A 20,992-nucleotide genomic window follows, 5' to 3' on the forward strand; every position below is an offset into this window, starting at 1 on the left:
GATCAGCCGTGTCTCGCTTGACACCTTGCTGCCGGAGTGCTCTGCAACCTTAGCCCTTCCGGTCGACCCCGGTCAATCTCAGGTGAACTCTTGGTTACCTGATCGTGACGGCGCCGCCTTCCGGCGAAGCTCACAATCTCCCATCCTAACACTCTTCCGCTCCCGTGCAACTCGCTGGCTGCTCGGTCGGGACCGTTCGGTGGGGGATGCCGCCCCGTGGATCTCCCGGAGGAGTTCCTCGCCGCGACGACTTGGATGAAGTTACTCGGTTTCCGCGGCCCGTGCAAACCGGCCTCCCGGACCCGCCGCCGCCGCCCGCCGGCGGTTTCTCCGGGCGCCCTCCGTCCCGCTCCCGGGACGGCGGAAGGGCCCGGATCCGAGGATCCGGGCCCTTCCCGTGACTCCGGCCGGCTCCCGCGGGAACGGCCGGGGCCGGCTCAGTGCTCGGCCGGCTTGAGGTACAGGACGGCGAGCGGCGGGACGGTCAGCTCGACCGAGGCGGGGTTACCGTTGTGGGCGCCCTCGGTGGCGGTGACCTTGCCGAGGTTGCCCACGCCCGAACCGCCGAAGAGCTCGGAGTCCGTGTTGAGCGCCTCGACCCACTCCCCCGCCCACGGGAGGCCCAGCCGGAAGTTCTCGTGCGGGTTGCCGGCGAAGTTGGCCACGCACACGAGCGGGTTGCCCTGCTCGTCCCAGCGTGTGAAGGACAGCGTGTTGCGCCCGGCGTCGGCCGCGTCGATCCACTCGAACCCCGCGGGGTTGTTGTCCCGCTCGTACAGCGCGGGGGTCTCCCGGTAGATCCCGTTGAGGGTGCGGACCAGCTCCTGGACGCCCTTGTGCGGCGGGGTCTCCGAGAGCCACCAGTCGAGGCCGTGCTCCTGGGACCACTCGGACTCCTGGGCGTACTCCGTGCCCATGAAGATCAGCTGCTTGCCGGGGTGGGCCCACATGAACGCCAGGTAGGCGCGGACGTTGGCGAGCTGCTGCCACCGGTCGCCCGGCATCTTGCGCAGGAGGGAGCCCTTGCCGTAGACGACCTCGTCGTGGGAGATCGGGAGCAGGAAGTTCTCCGAGAACGCGTAGACCAGCGAGAACGTGAGCTTGTTGTGGTGGTAGTACCGGTTGACCGGGTCCTCCGCCATGTACTCGAGGGTGTCGTTCATCCACCCCATGTTCCACTTGAGCCCGAAGCCCAGCCCGTCGGCGTCGGTCGGCCGGGTCACGCCCGGGTAGGACGTCGACTCCTCGGCGATCATGACGATCCCCGGGGTGCGCTTGTACGCGGTGGCGTTGGCCTCCTTGAGGAACGCGATCGCCTCGAGGTTCTCGCGGCCGCCGAAGACGTTGGGCTCCCACTCCCCCTCGTTGCGCGAGTAGTCCAGGTAGAGCATGGATGCGACCGCGTCCACGCGCAGGCCGTCCACGTGGAACTCCTCGAGCCAGTAGGAGGCGTTGGCCACCAGGAAGTTCCGGACCTCGTTGCGGCCGTAGTCGGGGATCAGCGTCCCCCAGTCCTTGTGCTCGCCGCGGCGGGGGTCGGCGTGCTCGTACAGGGGCTCGCCGTCGAAGCGGGCCAGTGCCCACTCGTCCTTCGGGAAGTGGCCCGGGACCCAGTCCACGATCACGCCGATGCCGGCCTGGTGCAGCTTGTCCACGAGGTAGCGGAACTCGTCCGGGCTGCCGAAGCGGGAGGACGGCGCGTAGTAGGACGTCACCTGGTAGCCCCAGGACCCGCCGAACGGGTGCTCGGCCACGGGCATGAACTCCACGTGGGTGAAGCCCTGCCAGGTGAGGTACTCGACGAGCTCCTTCGCGAGGTCCTTGTAGCCGAGGCCCTTGCGCCACGAGCCGATGTGCAGCTCGTAGACGCTCATGGGCGCGTTGTGCGGATCGGTCGCCGCCCGGCGCGCCATCCAGGCGTCGTCCTGGAACTCGTAGTCGGACTCGAAGACGCGGGACGCGGTGGACGGCGGCACCTCGGTGCCGAAGGCCATGGGGTCCGCCTTCTCGCGCCAGCCGCCGTCCCGGCCGAGGATGCGGAACTTGTAGGTGGCGCCGGAGCCCAGGCCCGGGACGAAGATCTCCCACACGCCCGAGGAGCCGAGGGAGCGCATGGCGTGCTCGCTGCCGTCCCAGCCGTTGAAGTCGCCGATGACCCGCACCGCCTGGGCGTTGGGCGCCCACACGGCGAAGGCCACGCCGGTGATGTCGCCCATCGCGGAGGGGTAGCGGCGCACGTGCGCGCCGAGAACGGTCCACAGCGTCTCGTGGCGGCCCTCGCCGATGAGGTGGAGGTCCAGCTCGCCGAGGGTCGGCCCGAAGCGGTACGGGTCGTCCAGCCGCTGCGGCTCCAGGTCCCGGTAGGTCACGTCCACGCGGTAGTCGGGGATCCGGCCCGGCTCGTGCGCGGGGACCACGCCCGTGAAGATGCCGCCCCACTCGTGCTCGAGCTCGAAGGTGCCGTCCTGCGTCACGACCGCGACCGCGGTCGCGAACCGGCGCAGCGTGCGCACGGTGACGCTGCCGTCCGGGTTCAGGTGCGCGCCCAGGACGCTGTGCGGGTCGTGGTGGCGGCCCTCGGACACGGCGGCCAGCACGTGCTCGGCCACGTGCACCGGTCCCGCAGGGGCCACGTCGTGGCCGGCCGGGACGGCGCGGGACTTCTGGACGGGGTCGGATCGGTCCTGCGGAGTGCTGGCGCTCACTGCGTCCTCGATTTCCGTTCCCGCTGCCGCAGGGATGAGCCGCGCGGAGCGGGAGCTGTCGTCGTCGTGGTCGGTGCCGGGGGCGGGGTCCGCACCGGCGGTATCAGGGTTCACGCTACGCGACCGGAGGCTCTCCAGTGAACGGCGAACCGCCGCTGCCGGGACGTCCACCCAGTCGGGGCGGTTGCGCTGCTCGTAGACGACCTCGTACAGGGCCTTGTCCAGCCACAGCGCCTGGAACAGCGGGGAACCGCGGTCCACCGGGTGCCCGGCGCCCTGCTCGTAGCCCGCCAGGAACGCGTCGCCGGCGCGCCGGCCCCACGCCTCGGCGTCCGCCGCGCCGGCACGGGCGCCGAAGGCGGCGGCGTAGTCTAAGGAGCGCAGCATGCCGACCACGTCGCGCAGGGCGACGTCCGGCCGGGTGCGCTCCTCGATGGCGCGCAGGGGCTCCCCCTCGAAGTCGAGCACCTTGAACTGCCCGTCCTCGGTCTGCAGGACCTGGCCCAGGTGGTAGTCGCCGTGGATGCGCTGCAGCGGGGGCAGCTCCGGCACGTCACCGAGGGAGGTGATCAGCTGGTCGAGGGCGGCCGAGTGCTCCGAGAACAGGGAGCCGGTCTCCGTGCGGGCCCAGCGCAGGCGTCCGCCGAGGTCGTTCAGGAGGCGGGCGCGGGCGGCGTCGTCGGGGACGTCCGCGCCGAACGCGCGGCCCAGGTCGCGGTGCACGCGCGCGGTGGTGCGGCCCAGTTCGCGGGCCTCCTCGGTGAAGTCCGTGCCCTGCTCCGCGGCCTCGACGGCCCGGCCCCACGCGTCGGCGGAGCCGGCGAGGAACTCGGTGGCCACGGCCAGCTGGCCCTGCACGGTGCTCAGCCCGGTGCGCCAACGGGCGTCGAGCCACCCGAAGGTGCTCGGCACCGCGGGGCAGCCGAGCGCGGTGAGCTCGCGACCCACCTCCACGTCCGGGTTGTCGCCCTCCCCCAGCACGCGGAAGAACTTCACGATCACGGCGTCGGCGTCCGCCCGGCCCGCGGGCGGGGTGAGGATCACCGAGGAGTTCGACTGCTCGCTCGAGATCACGCGGACCTGCGCGGGCGTCTCGACCGCGTAGGGGACGCGCAGCACGTCGGCGTGCGCGCCCGTCACGGTCAGCCCCAGCGGGCCCGAGCTGAGCTGCTCCGCGCGCTGCATGAGCCCCAGGACCGGCCCGACGAACGCCGGGTCGCCGACCCCGTCGTAGACCCAGGGGCCGGCCACGGCGTCCTCCGCACCGGGCAGCGGCAGCCCGGTGCGGTGGGCCACGGCACGGCCGGCGCGGGCGGCCCGGTCCCGGAGGAAGCGCGCGGCCCGGCGCGGGGTGGCGGTCTCCTCCGCCGGGACGCCCGTCCCGGCGTCCTCGGCCGCGGCGGGCGCCAGCTCGCCGACGAGGAAGCGCTCGGCGCCCTCCAGGGGCGCGGCGCGGAAGCTCAGCGGCACCTGGAGCAGCTCGGTGCGCGCCCCCTCGGAGGCCTCGACCAGCAGGAGCCGGGCGCCGGCGCCCTCCTGGTCCGGGAGGGCCAGCTGGGCGACGACCCGCAGCTCCGTGCCCGCACCGCCGTCCGCGAAGGGGAACCACCGCTGCCGCGGCAGCCACCGGCGCAGGAGGTCGAGGAGCTCGTGGGGGTGCTGGTCGGTCATGGGATCGGGTCCTTCCGGGACGGGCGAGGAGGTGGCCGGACGCACGGACGCGCTCAGGACTTGGTGGCGGTGATGATCGGCATGGCCGTGGTCTGGGGGGACGTGCCGTCGTCGCGGGGAGCGGCCCGGAGGCGCAGCCAGAAGAAGTCCTGGCTGCCGAGGGTGATGCGGTACTCCCCGGCCTCGTCCACCTCGCCGAACAGGTCGCCGCCGAAGAGCTCGCGCAGCCCGCGGCCCGCGAACTGGGGGAGCCGGATCCGGGCGCACGCCGGGGTGTGCGCGAGGTTGAACAGGCACAGGACGGTCTCGCCGCGCCCGTCGTCGGCCTCCTCGTCGGGGAGCACGCGCAGGAACGCGAGCACGGAGTCGTGGTCCGTCTCCACGCCGACGTACGAGCCGAGGCCGAACGCCGGGTGCGCCTTGCGCACCGCGAGCATCTGGCGCATCCAGTGCAGCAGGGACGACGACGACGCCAGCTGCGCCTCCACGTTGACCTGGTTGTAGTGGTAGACCAGCGACTGCACCACGGGCAGGTACAGCTTGCCCGGGTCCGCCTTGGAGAACCCGGCGTTGCGGTCCGGGGTCCACTGCATGGGGGTGCGGGACGCGTCGCGGTCGTCGAGCCAGATGTTGTCGCCCATCCCGATCTCGTCCCCGTAGTACAGGAACGGGCTGCCCGGCAGGGACAGGAGCAGGGCGTGGATCAGCTCGATCTCGGCCCGCGAGTTGTCCAGCAGGGGGGCCAGGCGGCGGCGGATGCCCACGTTGGCGCGCATGCGCGAGTCGGGGGCGTACCAGCCGAGCATCGCCTGGCGCTCCTCGGTGGTCACCATCTCGAGGGTCAGCTCGTCGTGGTTGCGCAGGAACGTGCCCCACTGGGTGCCGCGCGGGATGTCCGGCGTCTCCCGCATGGTCTCCACGATCGGGGCGGCCTTCTGGTCCCGCAGCGCGTAGAAGATCCGCGGCATGATCGGGAAGTGGAAGCACATGTGGCACTCGGGGTCCTGCTCGCTCCCGAAGTACTCCACCACCTCGTGCGGCATCTGGTTCGCCTCGGCGATCACCACGCGCCCCGGGTACTGGTCGTCGATCATGCGCCGCAGCTCGACCAGGAAGTCGTGGGTGCCGGGGAGGTTCTCGCAGTTGGTCCCCTCCTCCTCGATCAGGTACGGGATCGCGTCGGCCCGGAAGCCGTCGATGCCCATGTCGAGCCAGAACTTCACCACGTCGTGGACGGCCTCCACCACGGCGGGGTTCTCGAAGTTGAGGTCCGGCTGGTGGGAGAAGAAACGGTGCCAGAAGAACTGCCGGCGGATCGGGTCGAACGTCCAGTTCGACTCCTCGGTGTCCACGAAGATGATCCGGGCGTCCTGGTACAGCTCGTCCGTGTCCGACCAGACGTAGAAGTCGCCGTAGGGCCCCTCGGGGTCCTCGCGGGAGGCCTGGAACCACGGGTGCTGGTCGCTCGTGTGGTTGAGCGGGAGGTCGATGATCACCCGCAGGCCGCGGGCGTGCGCCTCGGCCACGAGGCGCTTGAAGTCGCTGATCGTGCCGAACTCGTCGAGCACCGAGTAGTAGTCCGAGATGTCGTAGCCGCCGTCGCGCAGCGGGGACTCGAAGAACGGCGGCAGCCAGAGGCAGTCGATGCCGAGCCACTGCAGGTAGTCGAGCTTGTCGATCAGGCCGGAGAAGTCGCCGGAGCCGTCACCGTTGGCGTCGGAGAACGCCCGGACGAGCACCTCGTAGAACACCGCTTTGCGGAACCAGTCGGGGTCGTGGGAGATGCCGGGGGCGTTGAGCGAGTACGGCGAGATGCTCATGCGGGGGTGCCGCCTTTCGGACAGGTGGGTCGGAGGCCATCGGAGCTTGCGGAGGGGGCCCTCCCGGGGACGTCGCCCGGGAGGGCCCCGACGGGGTGCGGTCGAGCCCCTACTTGACGTTGCGGCGGACGTGCAGGACGTGCGCGGGGTCGTAGTGCGGGTCCAGGCGCACGTAGTTGTGCGTGCCCCACTTCCAGGAGTTCCCGCTGAGCAGGTCGTCCACCCAGAAGCTGCCGTCCTCGTTGAAGTCCGCGTCGTCCAGGTCCAGGGTCTCCAGGTCCAGCCACACGGTGCCCTCCCGGGTCGCGTGCGGGTCCACGTTCACGACCACGATCACCGTGTCCTTGTAGCTCGAGCCCCCGTGCCGGACGGTCTTCGTCCTCGAGAAGGCGACCAGGGCGTCGTCGGACGTGGACTGCACCGTCAGGTTCTGCAGGTCGCCGAACGCGGCGTGCCGGCGCCGGATCTCGTTGAGCCGCGTGAGGTACGGGGCGAGGGACTCGCCGCGCTCCTCGGCGCCGGCGAAGTCACGGGGCCGGTACTCGTACTTCTCGTTGTCGACGTACTCCTCGGCGCCGGCCCGGGCCACGTGCTCGTAGAGCTCGTAGCCGGCGTAGACGCCCCAGAGGGGCGAGCCAGTGGCGGCCAGGACGGCACGGATCTTGAAGGCCGCGGGCCCGCCGAACTGCAGGTACTCGGTGAGGATGTCGGGGGTGTTGACGAAGAAGTTCGGCCGGTACACCGCCGAGGTCTCGTGGCTGATCTCCTCGAGGTACTCCTCGATCTCCTTCTTGGTGTTGCGCCAGGTGAAGTACGAGTAGGACTGCTGGAAGCCGACCCGGGCGAGGCCCTGCATCATGGCCGGGCGGGTGAACGCCTCGGCCAGGAACACGACGTCGGGGTGCTTGGCGTTGACGGTGCCGATCAGCCACTCCCAGAACCACAGGGGCTTGGTGTGCGGGTTGTCGACCCGGAAGATCTTCACCCCGTGGGAGATCCACAGCTCCACGATCCGCAGCACCTCGAGGGACAGGCCCTCGGGGTCGTTGTCGAAGTTGATCGGGTAGATGTCCTGGTACTTCTTCGGCGGGTTCTCCGCGTACGCGATGGAGCCGTCGGCGCGGGTCGTGAACCACTCCGGGTGCGCGGTGACCCACGGGTGGTCCGGGGAGGCCTGCAGAGCGAGGTCCAGGGCCACCTCGAGGCCCAGGTCCCCGGCGCGGGCCACGAAGCCGTCGAAGTCCTCGAACGAGCCGAGGTCCGGGTGGATCGCGTCGTGCCCGCCTTCGGGGGCGCCGATGGCCCACGGGGACCCCGGGTCCTGCGGACCGGCCACCAGGGTGTTGTTCGGGCCCTTGCGGTGCGCCGTGCCGATCGGGTGGATCGGGGGCAGGTAGATGACGTCGAAGCCCATGGCCGCGACACGGTCGAGGCTTTCGGCGGCGGTCCGGAAGGTGCCGGAGGCCCACGTGCCGGACTCGGCGTCGAAGACGGCGCCCTCGGAGCGGGGGAAGAACTCGTACCAGGACCCGCGGCCGGCGGCGGCGCGCTCGACCTTCAGCGGGTAGCGGCGGCTCTCGGTCACGAGGTCCCGCAGCGGCCGCTCGGCGACCACGGCCAGGACCTCGGCGGAGGTGCCGGCCTCGAGCCGGTGCTCGGCGGGCAGCTCCCCGTTGCCGAGCGTGCGGGAGACCGCGCGGAACAGCTCGGCGTCGGAGTCCGGGCGGCCCGGCTCCGCGGCGGCGCGGTCGAAGAGCACGACACCCTCGGCCATCATGAGGTCGACGTCCTGGCCGACCCCCACCTTGATCTCCGCGGCGTGGCGCCACGTCTCGAACAGGTCGCCCCAGCCCTCCACGGCGAAGGTCCAGGCGCCCTCGGACGACGGCGTCAGCCACGCCTCGTAGCGGTCGGTGCCGGGGGTGGTGAGGCGCATCGGCACGCGCTCGGCCTCCGCGCCCTGCGGGTCGTAGAGCACCGCGGTCACGCCCAGGGCGTCGTGGCCCTCACGGAACACGGTGGCGCCCACGCGGATCGACTCGCCCGGCACGGCCTTCGCCGGGAAGCGGCCGTCCTCGACCACGGGGCTCACGCCGACGACCGGGATCCGGCCGTAGACCAGGTCCTCGCGGGAGAACGCCGAGCCGGCGGCCTTCCGGCGCGTGGTCGTCGACTTCCGCGGCGTGGTGGCCTTCTTGGCGGTGGCCGTCCTCGTGCCGGCGGCCTTGGCCGCAGGCGTCCCTGCGGCTGACTTCGCCGCGGCCGTCCTGGCCGTGGACGTCCGCTTGGCACGCGGCTTGGGCTCCGCCGCGGGGACGACGGCGATGCCGGGCTCGTCGGCCACGGGCGCCGTGACCTCGGGCTCCGGGGCCTTCCGGGCGGTGGACGCTCTGCGCCGCGCCGGTGCCTTCTTCGCGGGCTGCTCGGCCGGCGCCGCGGCGGCACCGGTCCCGGCACCGGGAAGGGCGGGCGTCGTCGTCGAGGGGTCGGGGGCGGGCGCGCCGGCCGGGCTCGAGGCCGGGTCGGACGGGGGCGGCGTGTTGGCTTGGCTCACCTGGACCACGTTAGCGACAAACCCGGCGATCGTTAAGCCCGCTGTCGAACCGTGGGACGGTGTCGCCGTCCCAGTGTCACGGCCCCGGTCGGGCGGTGCGGCGCGCCGGGGGACGGATGGGCGGCGGCACCGCCGTCCGGCGCCGCCGCACCGGTAGTCTGACGGCGTGAAGGCAATCCGTAGATTCACCGTGCGCACCGTGCTGCCGGAGTCCATCGCCCCTCTGAGCCGACTCGCGAGGAACCTCCGCTGGTCCTGGCACCGGCCCACCGAACAGCTGTTCGCCGAGCTGAACCCGCAGGCCTGGGACGCGGTCCACGGGGACCCCGTCAAGCTCCTCGGCTCCCTCACCCGGGAGGAGATCCAGCAGATCGCCCAGGACCCGGCCACGGTGCGCCGGATCGAGGAGCTGGACGCCGATCTCGAGCGCTACCTCACCGACGACCTGTGGTACCAGAAGACGCAGGCGGAGGACGCCCCGCGGTCCATCGCCTACTTCTCCGCCGAGTACGGTGTCACCTCCGTGCTCCCCCAGTACTCGGGCGGGCTGGGGATCCTCGCCGGCGACCACCTCAAGAGCGCCTCGGACCTCGGCGTGCCGGTGGTGGGCGTCGGCCTGTTCTACCAGCACGGCTACTTCAAGCAGTCCCTGTCCCGCGACGCGTGGCAGCAGGAGTCCTACCCTGTCCTCGACCCGGACGGCATGCCCCTGACGCTGCTGCGGGAGGAGGACGGGAACCCGGTCCGGATCACCCTGCCCCTGCCCAACGGCCGCTCCCTGTCCGCCCACGTCTGGCGGGCCGACGTCGGCCGCGTCCCCCTGCTGCTGCTCGACTCCGACATCCCGGACAACGACGACCACGCCCGCAACGTCACGGACCGCCTCTACGGCGGCGGCGGCGACCACCGGCTCCAGCAGGAGCTGCTCCTCGGGATGGGCGGGATCCGGGCGCTGCGGGCCTTCTCCCGGCTGACCGGGGCGCCCGCCCCGGAGGTCTTCCACTGCAACGAGGGCCACGCCGGGTTCCTGGGCGTCGAGCGGATCGCGGAGCTCATGGACCCGGCGGACGGGACCGAGCCGATGACGTGGGACGAGGCCCTGACCGCGGTGCGCTCGGCCACCGTGTTCACGACCCACACCCCGGTGCCCGCGGGCATCGACCGGTTCGAGCAGGCGCAGATCGAGCACTTCCTCAACGCGGGTCTCGCCCCGTCCGTGCCCACGGCCAAGGTCCTGTCCCTGGGCGCCGAGGACTACGACGGCGGCGACCCCGCCAAGTTCAACATGGCGGTCATGGGCCTGCGCCTGGCGCAGCGGGCCAACGGGGTGGCCAAGCTGCACGGCGTGGTCTCCCGGGGCATGTTCCAGGGGCTGTGGCCGGGCTTCGACGCCGACGAGGTGCCGATCGGCTCGATCACCAACGGCGTGCACGTCATGACCTGGATCGATCCGCGCATGGCGGAGCTGGCCCTCGACCCGATGGGCTCGGACCTGAACCGGGCCGCGCGGTGGCGCCGGATCTACGGCGCCGACGACGCCGAGCTGTGGGCCGTCCGCCGGGAGCTGCGCACCCGCCTGGTGGAGGACGTCCGGGCCCGGCTGCGGGCGTCGTGGAAGAAGCGCGGTCTCGCGGACGCCGAGCTGGGCTGGACCGACTCGGTCCTCGACCCGGGCGTGCTCACGATCGGCTTCGCCCGCCGGGTGCCCACCTACAAGCGGCTCACGCTCATGCTGCGGGACCCGCAGCGGCTCAAGCGGATCCTGCTGGACCCGGAGCACCCCGTCCAGCTCGTGGTCGCCGGGAAGTCCCACCCTGCCGACGAGCAGGGCAAGCGCCTGATCCAGGACCTCGTGCGCTTCACGGACGACCCGGAGGTGCGCCACCGGATCGTGTTCCTCCCCAACTACGACATCGCGATGGCCCGGACCCTCTTCCCGGGCTGCGACGTGTGGCTGAACAACCCGCTGCGCCCGCTCGAGGCGTGCGGCACGTCCGGGATGAAGGCCGCCCTCAACGGCGGGCTGAACCTCTCGGTGCTCGACGGCTGGTGGGACGAGATGTACGACGGCCAGAACGGCTGGGCCATCCCGACCGCCGACGAGGGCGCGCACCCGGACGAGCGCGACGACATCGAGGCCGCCGCCCTCTACGAGCTCATCGAGAACCACGTGGCCCCGCGGTTCTACGGCGAGACGGCGGAGGGCTCGGACCCGAACACCGACGGCGTGCCCCACCAGTGGCTGGCCATGGTCAAGCACACCCTGGCGACGCTGGGCCCGCAGGTCTCCGCCAAGCGCATGCTCGAGGACTACGTGCAGCACCTCTACGTCCCGGCCGCCGTCTCGGGCCGCCGGGCGGCGCTGGACGGCCACGCGGCCGCCCGGGCGAAGTCCCGGTGGGTCGGGCGCGTGCGCCAGGCGTGGGGCCAGGTGGCGGTCGAGCACGTGGACGCCGAGGGCGTGGCCCAGGAGCCCCAGATCGGGGACGAGCTCACGGTGTGCGCCTACGTGTCCCTCGGCTCGCTGAGCCCGGAGGACGTGTGCGCGGAGATCGGGTACGGCCGGGTCTCGGAGACGGACCACATCCACGAGCGCAAGTACGCGGGCCTGAGCCCCGTCGGCGACCTCGGCGGGGGGCGGCACAAGTTCTGCGGCACGATCACCGTGGACCGCTCGGGCCCGTTCGGCTACACCGTCCGGTTGCTGCCCGCCCACCCCGAGCTCGCCGACAAGGCCGAGCTGGGACTGGTGACCAACGCCTGAGCAGCCGCCGCGCGGCGCGCAGGAGGGGCCGCACCCGTGATCCACGGGTGCGGCCCCTCCTGCGCGCGGGCCGCCGCAGCTCGGCGCACCGGAAAGCTCGGCGCACCGGAAAGCTCGGCGCACCGGAAAGCTCGGCGCACCGGGCCCCTCAGCGCACCCGGGTGCTCAGAGCACCCGGAAGAGCGTCACCGAGCCGGCGGGCACGCCCTGCGCCTGGCCCGCCCGGTAGCGCGTCCCGTAGCGTCCGTGCAGCACGGAGGCCGTGCTGTGCACCAGGGAGTAGACGCCGTCGGCCTTCGCGAGGGGGTGCCCCTGCTCGTCCGGCCGCAGGAGCTCCGCGAGGTTCGGGAAGGTGATCGCCATGTCGGCGCTCGCGCCGTTGATCACCATGAGCCCCGCCACCCGGCCGCCGCGGGACCCGATCAGCACCTGGATGGTCCGGGCCCCGGGGGTCTGCCAGCCGGCGGCGGTCATGGCCGACCCGTCGGGGCCGAACCAGTGCATCATCACCTCGTCGGGGCGCGTCGGGAAGTGGGACGGCTGTCCGGCCAGGAACTCCCCGCGCACGCCGATCAGGGATCGGGTGGCCGCGAGCATGGCGCGGTCCGCCGGCGTGAGCCGCCAGTCCACCCAGGACAGCTCGTTGTCCTGGCAGTAGGCGTTGTTGTTGCCGCGCTGGGTGCGGCCGAACTCGTCCCCGGCCGTGATCATGGGCACGCCCTGGGAGAAGAGCAGGGTGGCCATGACGTTGCGCATGGTCTGGGCCCGGTCGGCCCGGATCCGCACGTCGCGCGCCGGGCCCTCCACCCCGTGGTTCCACGAGTGGTTGTCGTTGGTCCCGTCCCGGTTCTTCTCCAGGTTGTCCTGGTTGTGCTTGTTGTCGTAGGAGACGAGGTCCGCCAGGGTGAAGCCGTCGTGGGCGGTCACGAAGTTCACGGACGCCAGGGCGCTGCGCCCGGACGCGGCGAACATGTCCGAGGAGCCGGCGAGCGCCCCGGCGAGCCGGGCGGCGTTGCCCCCGTCCCCGCCCAGGCTCATGCTGCGCGGGCCGGTGAGCCAGAAGTCGCGGACGGTGTCCCGGAAGCGGTCGTTCCAGTCGGCCCACCCCTCGGGGAAGTGACCGGTCTGCCAGCCGCCCATGCCCACGTCCCAGGGCTCGGCGATGAGCTTCGTCCCGAACAGGGCGGGGTCCGCGCCGACGGCCACGAGGAAGGGGTGGTTGCGGGTGAAGCGGTGGCGCTCGTCCCGGGCCAGCTCGGGGGCGAGGTCGAAGCGGAAGCCGTCCACGTGGCAGCGCTCCACCCAGTAGCGCAGGGAGTCCAGCGCCATCTGCACCACCCGCGGGTTGCCGAAGTTCACGGAGTTGCCGCACCCCGTGACGTCCACGTAGCGGCCGTCCTCGCCGTGGCGGTAGTAGGCCTCGTCGCCGAGTCCCCGCCAGCAGTAGGCGGGCTCCTCCTGGCCGGCCTCCGCCGTGTGGTTGTAGACGACGTCGAGGTAGACCTCGAGCCCGGCGCGGTGCAGCTCCCGGACCATCGCCTTGAACTCGTCCAGCACGCCCTGCGGCCCCCGGGCGCGGGCGGCCTCGGTCGCGTAGCCGGCGTGCGGGGCGAAGAAGCCCAGGGTGTTGTAGCCCCAGTAGTTGCTCAGCCCGAGGGACGTGAGGTGCGGCTCGTCCAGGTGGGCGTGCACCGGCAGGAGCTCGACGGCCGTGACGCCCAGGGACGTGAGGTACCCGGTCATCGCGGGGTGCGCGAGCCCGGCGTACGTGCCCCGCAGCTCCTCCGGGACGTCCGGGTGCAGGGCGGTCAGGCCCTTGACGTGCGCCTCGTAGACGACGGTGTCCCGCCACGGGGTGGCCGGGCGGCGGTCCTCGTCCCAGTCGAAGTCCTGCTGGACGACCACGGAGACGTAGCGGCCCCCGTAGGCGTCGGGGCCGGGATCGACGACGCCGGGCGGCGGGGCGACGCGGCGCAGCCCCTTGCCGTAGGGGTCGAGCAGGATCTGCTGGGCGGCCGGGTCCGGGGAGCGGTGGTGGGAGGCGACCGGCGAGTCGGCGGGCACGAACCCGTACTCCGTGCCGGCGGGCAGGGCCGGGGCCTCGTCCCGGTGCCGCAGGTAGTCGAAGCCCGTCTCCGAGAGCCGCTGCTGCTCGGCCGGCGGGATCGTCCCGTGGTGCACGCCGCCGGTGCGGCCGGTGAGCCGCCGCCGCTGCCAGCGGCCGCCGGGCAGCCGGAAGACGATGTCCAGGTCGGGGATCCCCGGGGCGTAGACCGCCACGTTCGCGCTACCGTCGCGCTCGGGAGAGGGGTGGACCCCGAGGGGGTAGGGGTGGGAGACGTACGGCCGACCGGTGTCCTGCCGCCGGGGCTCAGGAACCAGCACGGCGTCGCGACACCTCGTACAGGGTGATACCCACGGCCATCGAGGCGTTGAGCGACTCCATCGTGGAGTCGATGGGGATGGAGACGACCTGGTCGCAGTTCTCGGTGACCAGCCGGGACAGGCCCTTGCCCTCCGAGCCGACCACGATGACGAGCGGCTCGGTGGCCAGCTCGAGGCCGGGCAGCTCGACGTCGCCGCCGCCGTCGAGGCCGACCACGAAGTAGCCCATGGCCTTGAGCTCCTCGAGGGTGCGGTTGAGGTTGGCCGCCTTGGTGACGGGCACGCGGGCCGCGGCGCCGGCGCTGGTCTTCCAGGCGGAGGCCGTGACGCCCACGGACCGGCGCTCGGGCACGATCACGGCGTTGCCGGAGAACGCGGAGACGCTGCGGATGATGGCGCCGAGGTTGCGGGGGTCGGTGATCCCGTCGAGGGCGACCATCAGCGGGGGGCGGCGGATGTGCCGCTTCTCCCACTGGGTCATGAACTTCCGGGCCGCCTCCACGGCGTCCTGGTACTCGTAGGCCGGCACCTGCAGGGCCACGCCCTGGTGCACGGCGTCGCTGGTGAGCCGGTCGAGCTCGCCCTTGGAGGCCTCGAGGATCGTGATCCCGCGTTCGGCGCAGAGCTGCAGGATCTCGCGCACGCGGTCGTCGACGTCGATCTTGCTCGCCGCGTACAGGGCCTTGGCGGGGATGTCCGCGCGCAGCGCCTCGACCACGGAGTTCCGCCCGGTGACGAGGTCCTCCTGGACCTTGCCGCGGGTGCGGGCCGGGGAGCGGCCGCCCTGGCCCTGCCGCCGGTCGGCGGCCTTCTTCATCTTGTGCGCCTTGTGGTACGGGCGGTCCTCGGCCTTGGGGGTGGGGCCCCGGCCCTCGAGGGCCTTGCGTCCGTGGCCGCCGGTGCCGACCAGCGGGCCCTTCTTGTTCTTGCGGATCGCGCCGGGACGTTGCTTGGGGGTTGGCATGGGTTCCTCTGTTCGGTCGGTGTGGTGCGGCCCGGTCAGGCCACGGACCAGGTGGATCCGCCGGCGGCGTCGCGCACCGCGACGCCGGCGGCGGCGAGCTCGTCCCGGAGGGCGTCGGCCCGGGCCCAGTCCTTGGCGGCGCGGGCCTGGTCGCGCTGAGCCAGCAGCGAGCGCACGAGGGCGTCGAGGGCCGCGTGCTCGGCGGCGTTCCCGGCGGCGTCCCCGAGGTCCATGAGCGCGGTCAGGCCGAGGACGTCGGTCATGGCGCGCACCGCCCGGGCGGGCGCGGCGGCGTCCAGGCCGTCGGCGAGCGCGGAGTTGCCGGCGCGGACGGTCTCGTGCAGGACGGCGAGGGCTTGGGGCACGTTGAGGTCGTCGTCCATGGCGTCGCCGAAGGCCGGCGGCACGTCCCCGGCCGCCCCGTCGAGGTCGGCGCCGGCCTCCAGGGCCGCGCGCAGGAACGACTCGACCCGTTCGACCGCGGCCGTGGCCTCGGCGAGGGAGGTGGGCCGGTAGTCCAGCACGGAGCGGTAGTGGGCCTGGCCGAGGTAGTAGCGCACGGCCAGCGGCCGGGCCTCGGCGAGCATCTCCGCCGGGGAGACGGTGTTGCCGATCGACTTGGACATCTTCTCGCCCGCGTAGGTGACCAGCCCGTTGTGCAGCCAGAGCGTCGCGAACCGCTGCCCGGCCGCCGCCGACTGGGCCAGCTCGTTCTCGTGGTGGGGGAAGCGCAGGTCCAGTCCGCCGCCGTGGATGTCGAAGTGCTCGCCGAGGTACTTCGCGGCCATGGCCGAGCACTCGAGGTGCCAGCCGGGCCGGCCGGCGCCCCAGGGCGAGTCCCAGCGGGCGGTCTCGGGCTCGCCCGCCTTGTGCCCCTTCCACAGGGCGAAGTCGCGGGGGTCCCGCTTGCCGCGGGGGTCGGCGTCGGGGGCGTCCTGCATGTCGTCGACCGATTGGTGGGTGAGCTCGCCGTAGCGCTCCCAGGAGCGGACGTCGAAGTAGACGTCCCCGGAGCCGTCCGGCGCCGGGTAGGCGTGCCCGGCGTCGACGAGGGTGCGGATCAGGGCGTGCATCTCGGGGACGTGGCCCGTGGCGCGCGGCTCGTAGGTGGGCCGGCCGACGCCGATGGCGTCGTAGGCGGCGTTGAACGCCTGCTCGAACCGGTAGGCCAGCGCCCACCACGGCTCGCGGGGGTGGTCGCCGGCGTAGTCGGGGGCGAAGGACGCGGCCGAGTTCGCGAGGATCTTGTCGTCGATGTCGGTGACGTTGCGCACGGTGGTGACCCGGTAGCCGCGGTGGGCGAGCCACCGGGCGAGCTGGTCGAAGACCAGGGCCGAGCGGACGTGGCCGATGTGCGGCATGCCCTGGACGGTGGCGCCGCAGTAGTACAGACGGGCCTCGCCGGGGTGGGCGGGCGCGAAGTCCCGCACGGTCGCGGTGGCGGTGTCGTAGAAGCGCAGAGTCACACGGCCCATCATAAGGGCGGGCGGTGGCGCCCCGGTCAGGCCCGGCGCGCGTCCGCGGGCACGACCAGCGCGGTGGCCACGGCCGCGAGGCCCTCCCCGCGGCCCGTGAGCCCGAGCCGGTCGGAGGTCGTGGCGCTGACCGTGACGGGCGCGCCGGCCGCGGCAGTGAGCACGGCCTCGGCCTCGGCCCGTCGCGGCGCGAACCGCGGCCGGTTCCCGATCAGCTGCACGGCCACGTTGCCGATCTCGAAGCCGGCCTCCCGCACGATGCGGGCCGCCTCCGTGAGGATCCGCACCCCGGACGCGCCCTCCAGCTCGGGGCGGTCCACGCCGAAGTTGGCGCCCAGGTCGCCCGTGCCGGAGGCCGAGAACAGGGCGTCGGCGGCGGCGTGGGCCACGACGTCCCCGTCCGAGTGCCCGGCGAGACCGCGCTCCCCCGGCCACTCGAGGCCCGCGACCCACAGCGGGGTGCCCTCGGGCCCGAAGGCGTGGACGTCGACGGCGATGCCGGTGCGGGGCAGGATCACGGGTCAGGGCTCCTCGGGGTCGAGCAGATCGGGGTGAGGGCCGGGGGTAGGAGCGGCGGTGACGGGCACCGCCGCGTCCGTGCCCGGTGCGCGGCCGCGCAGGACGGCCTCGGCCAGCACCAGGTCGAGCGGGCGGGTGATCTTGAAGGCGTGCTCGTGGCCGGGCACCGTCAGCACGGTGGTCCCCGGGGCGTGCGCCTCCACGAGGGAGGCGTCGTCGGTGACGGACCCGGGGTCCGTCCCGGCCTCCGCGGCGGCGCGGTGCACCGACCGGAGCAGGGCGAGGTCGAAGCCCTGCGGGGTCTGGACCGCGCGCAGCACCGTGCGGTCCACGGTGCCGAGCGACCGTCCGGCGTCGTCCACCCGGCGCATCGTGTCCGCCACAGGCAGCACGGGGACCACGGCGCGCTCCCCGGCGCGCAGCCGGTCCACGACGGTGCGGAAGACCTCGGGCGGGGTGAGGCAGCGGGCGGCGTCGTGGACGAGCACCGCGGTGCAGGCGGGCTCGGACCGCGCGAGCTCGGTCAGCGCCTCGCGCACGGACTCCGCGCGGGAGGCGCCGCCGGTCACGGGTCGCGCGCCGTGCGCCCGGGCGGTCGCGGAGAGCTCGACGTCCCCGGCCGGGACGGTCACCAGCACGGGCCCGGTCAGCCCGGCGCACCGGATGCCCCGCAGCGCGTGCTCCAGGAGGGGGCGGCCGCCGAGGGCCACCAGGGCCTTGGGGATGCCGTGCCCGAGTCGTGTGCCGGAGCCCGCCGCCACGACGACGACGGCGAACCCGCCCTCCGGGGAGGGCGGGTTCGCCGTGGTGGACCGTGGTGCGTTCCCGCTCACGGGTCGGTCAGGACGCCAGGATGTCGTCGAGGCGCTTCTCGGCCTCTTCCTCGTCGATCTTCTTGGCGAGCGCAAGCTCGGAGGTGAGGATCTGGCGGGCCTTCGTCAGCATCCGCTTCTCCCCCGCCGAGAGCCCGCGGTCGCGGTCGCGGCGCCAGAGGTCGCGCACGACCTCGGCGACCTTGAGCACGTCGCCGGAGGCGAGCTTCTCGAGGTTGGCCTTGTAGCGCCGGGACCAGTTGCTGGCCTCCTCGGTGTCCTTCGCCTGCAGGACCGAGATGACCTTCTTGAGCCCGTCCTCGTCGACGACGTCGCGCACGCCCACCAGGTCGACGTTCTCCGCGGGTACCTCGATCACCAGATCCCCCTGGGTCACCTTGAGCTTGAGATACATCTTCTCTTCGCCCTTGACGGTGCGGGTCTTGATCTCCTCGATGGTCGCCGCGCCGTGGTGCGGGTAGACAACCGTCTCGCCAACCTCAAAAACCATATGGAAATACCCCTTTCAGAACTTCCATTCTAACACGGTGTAGGATTCGCCGATCCGGGGCGGGCGGGGACCGGGGGCCCGTCGATGCGGACGATCCGTCGGCAAACGGATAAGCTGGTCGGGACATCGTCCTGAGCTCCCGAGGAGTACGCGCCGTGAAGATCGCCGCCCGCCAGAAGCTGCGTCGCGCAGGCCTGAGTGCCGCCGCCGCGGCCGCCCTGCTGACCACCGCCGGATGCGCCTACATCAACCCGCCGGCCACGACCATGGTGTACTCGGCCGCGGACGGCATCGTGGAGCAGGTCGGGGACGTCAAGCTGGCCAACGTGCTGATCGTGGCCACCGGCGCCGACCAGGAGGGTCGCGTGCTGGGCACCCTGGTGAACGACGGCGACCAGGACGTCACGCTGTCGATGGACGTCGACGGCGCCACCGCCGAGGTGCAGATCCCCGCCGGCGGCACCGTGGACCTCGACCAGGACGACCCGGTCGTGACCGTGGACCGTGCCGGCGCCGAGCCGGGTCTCATGGTCGAGACCGAGTTCACCGCCGGCGGCGAGTCCCTCACCGAGCGGGTCCCGGTCCTGGACCACACCTTCTCCCGCTACGCCGAGTTCATCCCCGGCGGCGCGCCGAGCACCCCGGCGAACCCCTCCAACACGCCCGTGCCCGTCGAGGAGATGGTGGGCCAGGAGAGCGGCCACTGACGACTCCCACCGGCGCGCACGAGCGGAAGGGCCCGGAACCCCTCGGGGTTCCGGGCCCTTCCGTCTGCGGGCTCCTCCGTCTGCGGCGCCGCCGGCTCAGCCCTCGAACTTGTAGCCGAGGCCCCGCACCGTCACGAGGTGCCGCGGGGCGGAGGGATCGGGCTCGATCTTGGCGCGCAGGCGCTTGACGTGGACGTCGAGGGTCTTGGTGTCCCCCACGTAGTCCGAGCCCCAGACCCGGTCGATGAGCTGCCCGCGGGTCAGCACGCGCCCGGCGTTGCGCAGCAGCATCTCCAGCAGCTCGAACTCCTTGAGCGGCATGGCCACCCGCTCCCCGTGCACGCTGACCACGTGCCGTTCGATGTCCATCCGCACGGGGCCGGCCTGCACGGTCGCCGAGACGAGCTCCTCGGGCTCCCCCTGCCGGCGCAGGACCGCGCGGATCCGGGCCACGAGCTCCCGGGACGAGTAGGGCTTGGTGACGTAGTCGTCGGCGCCGAGCTCGAGCCCGACCACCTTGTCGATCTCGGCGTCCTTGGCCGTGAGCATGATGATCGGCACGGAGGAGCGCTGCCGCACCTGGCGGCACACCTCGGTGCCGGACAGCCCGGGGAGCATGAGGTCCAGCAGCATCAGGTCGGCGCCGGACCGGTCGAACTCGGCCACGGCGTCCACGCCGTTGTCGACGACCGCCACCTCGAACCCCTCCTTCCCCAGCAGGTAGGAGAGCGGGTCGCTGAGGGACTCCTCGTCCTCGACGATCAGGATGCGGGTCACTGTCGGTCCTCCGTGCTCCCGGCGCGCGCCGCGGGGGCGGCGGGCCGTGGGGTCGATGCGTCTGGGCGGGGTGGTGCCTGCTGCGGCACCGGGCGGGCGGTCGCGCCGGGGGCGGGCTGCGCGGTCCCCCCGGGGTCGTCGGCGCCCTCGATCTGGGGGATGCTGAGGGTGAACGTGGAGCCGCGGCCCGGCTGCGACCACAGGGTGGCCTCGCCGCCGTGCTGGGACATGACGTGCTTGACGATGCTCAGTCCGAGCCCGGTGCCGCCCGTCCGGCGGGAGCGGGCCGCGTCCACGCGGTAGAAGCGCTCGAAGATCCGGTCCTGCTCGTCCTCGGGGATGCCCGGGCCCTGGTCGGTCACCGAGATCTGGGCCATCCCGTCCCGCTCCCGGAAGCCGACGCCCACGCGGGTGCCCTCCGGGGAGTAGTGCACCGCGTTGTCGATGAGGTTGCGCAGCGCGGTGACGAGCAGGTCGGGGTCGCCGAACACGGGCCGGGTGACGCGCCCGCCCACCGCGATCTCGATGCCCTTGTTCTCGGCCGGGAACCGGTTGCGGTCCACGGCGTCGGCGATCACCCGGTTGAGGTCCACGGGCCGGCCCTCGGTGACCACGTCCGCGCCCTGCAGGCGGGAGAGCTCGATGATGTCCTGGACGAGGGCGGTCAGCCGGGCTGACTCCTTGTGCAGGCGCTGGGCGAAGCGGCGCACGGCCTCCTCGTCCTCGGCCGCGTCCTCGATCGCCTCGGCGAGCAGCCCGATCGCCCCCACGGGGGTCTTCAGCTCGTGCGAGACGTTGGCGACGAAGTCGTTGCGGATCGACTGCGCCCGGACGATCTCCGTCTGGTCGTCGGCGAGCAGCAGGATGTACTCCTCCGCGATGGGGGCCACCCGGACGTCGAGCACCACCGCGCCCGTCTGGAACGGTCCGCGGGACAGCTCGACCCGCCGCTCCTCGATCACGCCGCTGCGCCGGGCCCGGCGGATCATCTCGAGCATCTGCTCGTGCACCACGGTGTGCCCGCGGACCAGTCCGAAGGCGTAGGCGGCCGGGGAGGCGCGCACCACGCCGTCGACCCCGTCCACCACCACGTAGGCGCGGCCGATCACCGCGAGCACGTCCGCGGTGCCGTCGGGCAGCGTGGGCTCCTGGACGTCGGCGCGGGCGCGGCGGCCCCGTCCGCTCACCCGGAGGGCGATCAGACCGCTCACCCCGAGGGCGAAGCCGAGCAGACCCGCGGCGACGGCGATGGCAGTTGGACTCACGGAACCAGCTTAGGCACTCGGGGGCGCGGGGACCCCGTGCCGGGCGTCACGAGCTACAGGTTC

General features: G+C 72.7%; 13 protein-coding genes. 2 read left to right on the top strand and 11 right to left on the bottom strand.

Translation table 11 applies throughout. From position 1 onward, the window contains the following. Positions 1–437 precede the first annotated feature (437 nt). The 3 genes from glgB to E7Z53_RS12425 all read right to left on the bottom strand — a co-directional run bounded on the left by glgB (position 438) and on the right by E7Z53_RS12425 (position 8,759). Entirely contained in the window at positions 438–4,376 is a 3,939-nt protein-coding gene (glgB, locus tag E7Z53_RS12415) for a 1,4-alpha-glucan branching protein GlgB (protein WP_035926180.1), read from the bottom strand. 53 nt (positions 4,377–4,429) lie between these two features. Beyond that, complete coding sequence (gene treS / locus E7Z53_RS12420; RefSeq protein WP_017831955.1) at positions 4,430–6,196, bottom strand: maltose alpha-D-glucosyltransferase; 1,767 nt, start codon at positions 6,194–6,196, stop codon at positions 4,430–4,432. 109 nt (positions 6,197–6,305) lie between these two features. Then, positions 6,306–8,759, bottom strand: a complete 2,454-nt coding sequence (locus tag E7Z53_RS12425) for an alpha-1,4-glucan--maltose-1-phosphate maltosyltransferase (protein WP_369597983.1) — start codon at positions 8,757–8,759, stop codon at positions 6,306–6,308. Between the two features lie 157 nt (positions 8,760–8,916). On the opposite strand from E7Z53_RS12425, the gene glgP reads away from it, so the two are divergent. Further along, a complete protein-coding gene (gene glgP / locus E7Z53_RS12430; RefSeq protein ID WP_176337902.1) occupies positions 8,917–11,514 on the top strand; it encodes an alpha-glucan family phosphorylase in 2,598 nt (865 codons plus the stop codon). A 165-nt stretch (positions 11,515–11,679) separates the two neighbouring features. On the opposite strand, the gene glgX is transcribed toward glgP, so the two are convergent. From glgX to E7Z53_RS12455, 6 genes are read right to left on the bottom strand one after another with little or no spacing between them, the layout of a single operon-like run. After that, a complete protein-coding gene (gene glgX, locus E7Z53_RS12435) occupies positions 11,680–13,899 on the bottom strand; it encodes a glycogen debranching protein GlgX (protein WP_035926171.1) in 2,220 nt (739 codons plus the stop codon). Next, complete coding sequence (gene rlmB / locus E7Z53_RS12440; RefSeq protein WP_095650907.1) at positions 13,886–14,863, bottom strand: 23S rRNA (guanosine(2251)-2'-O)-methyltransferase RlmB; 978 nt, start codon at positions 14,861–14,863, stop codon at positions 13,886–13,888. Before rlmB ends, glgX begins: the two co-directional genes overlap by 14 nt. A 35-nt stretch (positions 14,864–14,898) precedes the next feature. After that, positions 14,899–16,329 (bottom strand): cysteine--tRNA ligase, encoded by a 1,431-nt coding sequence (gene cysS, locus E7Z53_RS12445; protein ID WP_035926168.1) that lies wholly within the window; start codon positions 16,327–16,329, stop codon positions 14,899–14,901. Between the two features lie 35 nt (positions 16,330–16,364). Continuing rightward, positions 16,365–16,856, bottom strand: a complete 492-nt coding sequence (ispF, locus tag E7Z53_RS20005) for a 2-C-methyl-D-erythritol 2,4-cyclodiphosphate synthase (protein WP_017831961.1) — start codon at positions 16,854–16,856, stop codon at positions 16,365–16,367. Positions 16,857–16,859: 3 nt separating this feature from the next. After that, positions 16,860–17,690, bottom strand: coding sequence for a 2-C-methyl-D-erythritol 4-phosphate cytidylyltransferase (ispD, locus tag E7Z53_RS20010; protein WP_369597984.1), 831 nt, complete (start codon positions 17,688–17,690; stop codon positions 16,860–16,862). Between the two features lie 7 nt (positions 17,691–17,697). Then, complete coding sequence (locus tag E7Z53_RS12455) at positions 17,698–18,180, bottom strand: CarD family transcriptional regulator (protein ID WP_017831963.1); 483 nt, start codon at positions 18,178–18,180, stop codon at positions 17,698–17,700. Between the two features lie 155 nt (positions 18,181–18,335). On the opposite strand from E7Z53_RS12455, the gene E7Z53_RS12460 reads away from it, so the two are divergent. Further along, complete coding sequence (locus E7Z53_RS12460) at positions 18,336–18,887, top strand: hypothetical protein (RefSeq protein ID WP_017831964.1); 552 nt, start codon at positions 18,336–18,338, stop codon at positions 18,885–18,887. Positions 18,888–18,983: 96 nt separating this feature from the next. Here E7Z53_RS12460 and E7Z53_RS12465 read toward each other — a convergent pair whose 3' ends face one another. Continuing rightward, positions 18,984–19,664: a response regulator transcription factor gene (locus E7Z53_RS12465; protein ID WP_017831965.1), complete on the bottom strand. Its 681-nt coding sequence runs from the start codon at positions 19,662–19,664 to the stop codon at positions 18,984–18,986. Then, complete coding sequence (locus E7Z53_RS12470; protein WP_176337903.1) at positions 19,661–20,929, bottom strand: sensor histidine kinase; 1,269 nt, start codon at positions 20,927–20,929, stop codon at positions 19,661–19,663. Before E7Z53_RS12470 ends, E7Z53_RS12465 begins: the two co-directional genes overlap by 4 nt. Positions 20,930–20,992 lie beyond the last annotated feature (63 nt).

It is taken from the genome of Kocuria salina (genome assembly GCF_013368965.1).
Taxonomy (GTDB): domain Bacteria; phylum Actinomycetota; class Actinomycetes; order Actinomycetales; family Micrococcaceae; genus Kocuria; species Kocuria rosea.